Origin of the sequence: Azospirillum formosense (genome assembly GCF_013340925.1) — a bacterium.
Lineage (GTDB): Bacteria > Pseudomonadota > Alphaproteobacteria > Azospirillales > Azospirillaceae > Azospirillum > Azospirillum formosense.
Window position 1 is genome coordinate 1 of sequence record NZ_WHOR01000475.1, and the last position, 1,733, is coordinate 1,733.

General features: G+C 64.3%; 3 protein-coding genes and 1 tRNA gene. 1 reads left to right on the forward strand and 3 read right to left on the reverse strand.

The window, feature by feature from the left end; all coding sequences use genetic code 11:
- Positions 1 to 160: 160 nt before the first annotated feature.
- Positions 161 to 243 (reverse strand) — tRNA-Leu (locus GBZ26_RS29150).
- A 187-nt stretch (positions 244 to 430) separates the two neighbouring features.
- Between GBZ26_RS29150 and GBZ26_RS29155 the strand changes: the two genes are divergently transcribed.
- On the forward strand, positions 431 to 598 hold the full coding sequence (locus tag GBZ26_RS29155; protein ID WP_174441766.1) for a hypothetical protein: 168 nt from the start codon (positions 431 to 433) through the stop codon (positions 596 to 598).
- Positions 599 to 650: 52 nt separating this feature from the next.
- Here GBZ26_RS29155 and GBZ26_RS29160 read toward each other — a convergent pair whose 3' ends face one another.
- Together GBZ26_RS29160 and GBZ26_RS29165 are read right to left on the reverse strand one after the other, a co-directional pair.
- Positions 651 to 896, reverse strand: coding sequence for a hypothetical protein (locus GBZ26_RS29160; RefSeq protein WP_145625590.1), 246 nt, complete (start codon positions 894 to 896; stop codon positions 651 to 653).
- Positions 897 to 996: 100 nt separating this feature from the next.
- Positions 997 to 1,733, reverse strand: a 737-nt coding sequence (locus tag GBZ26_RS29165) for a competence/damage-inducible protein A (protein ID WP_174441767.1), incomplete at its 5' end; no start/stop codon positions are given.

Sequence of the window (1,733 nt, forward strand, 5' to 3'; positions counted from 1 at the left end):
TCAGGGCGCACCCGCCCCACACCACCGATGCGAGTATAGGAACCGGACGCGACTGGGCGAACGGGGAATTCAATCTGAGACGGTTTGCCTCACTCACGACTCTTGCATCGACGCCGCCGTCGGCACATGCGCCGCCATGGCGTTTTCATCACCTGAGGTATGGTGCGGGCGGCGGGACTCGAACCCGCATGCCAAAGCGAAGGATTTTAAGTCCTTTGCGTCTACCGATTCCGCCACGCCCGCGCACCGTCGCGGATCGGCTCGGAGAACGGGTTGCCCCCGCCCGCCGGAGTTGCATATCATTGTATGCAGCCCACCGTTCCGCTGGATTGACTTAGACAATCGGCGGGCGTTTGGTCAAGGATTGAGCGCATTTCGGTTCTCGAACACGCAAAAATCCCCGCAACCCTGGCGTTCAAGGAAGGTGAGTTTGGAATCGATCAACTGGCTGGGCGTCGTGAGCGTGCTGATGGTCGCCGTGCTGGTCGTCCCGGCGGCTCTGCGACGCAACCGCAACACTTGGCTGCCCTACGCGGCGATCTGGGTCGCCGCCATCGTGGCGCTGGTCTGGGCGTACGACAGCTTCGGGCCGTTCTGAGTGGCACCGGCTCGGCCGGGTTTCATCCGGATGGAATTCGACCCGGCTCCGGTCAGGGTCGCGTGTCCTCATTCAGGGTCATGATGCCGATGCCCATCGCCACACTGCCGAAGGTGAGGATGAGGCTGGCATACAGCATGATCGCAGCAATAATGCCGTGATCGCTGTTTCCCATCAGAGTCGCCAGATTGGCGACATCAAGAACCAGAAGCCCCGTCGCCAGAACAACAGCCCCGGCCACGCCGGATGCCAGATGCTTCAGCAAGAACAGGATTGCCGCTTTTTCGAAGGGTTTCATGGCACGACTTTTCATGAGCGTCACGTCATAGTCCCCAACATAGAATTACCCACCGCGGCGACAATATGACCAAGGATGGTTTGGCGTCCTAGAGACGTCCCTAGCCTTTGGTCCCCACCGTGACGTTCGGCGTACCGCCCAAGCGCAGGACGATGCCCGCCAACTCCTCCGTCGCCGCCACCACGCGGGTCTCGTCGGTGCCGCGCAGAACGAGGCTGACGCCGAAGAAGCCGTTCCGGAAATAGGGATAGCTGCCGATCTCCAGGTCCGCGTAGCGATCCTGCAGGGCGCCGAGATCGGCGGCGATCTGCCCCTCGGCCAGTTCGCAGGCCACCGTGCGGGCGTGCAGGTCCGGCCCACCCTCCAGCTGCGGCAGGACGCCGTCGAGCATCGCCTGCATGATGTTGGGCACGCCCGCCATGACGAAGACGTTGCCGATGCGGAAACCCGGCGCGGCGCTGATCGGGTTGTCGATCAGCGACGCTCCCGCCGGGATGTTGGCCATGCGCAGCCGCGCCTCGTTCAGCTTCGACGGGTCGCCGTAATGGCGCTCCAGCCGGGCCACCGCCTCGGCGTTGCGCTCCAGCGGCACGCCGAAGGCCTTGGCGACGCAGGCCGAGGTGATGTCGTCGTGGGTCGGCCCGATGCCGCCCGTGGTGAAGACGTAGCCGTAGCGGCCGCGCAGCGCGTCCAGCGCCGCGATGATCTCCTCCTCGACGTCCGGAACGACGCGGGCCTCGCGCAGGCGGACGCCGATTTCGGCCAGCTTCTCCGCGATGTGCGACAGGTTCGCGTCCTTGGTGCGGCCCGACAGGATCTCGTTGCCGATCACAAGGA

What these genes read in the sequence shown, in the direction of transcription:
- GBZ26_RS29160 (WP_145625590.1), bottom strand. Translation starts at nt 896, where the DNA reads ATGAAACCCTTCGAAAAAGCGGCAATCCTGTTCTTGCTGAAGCATCTG.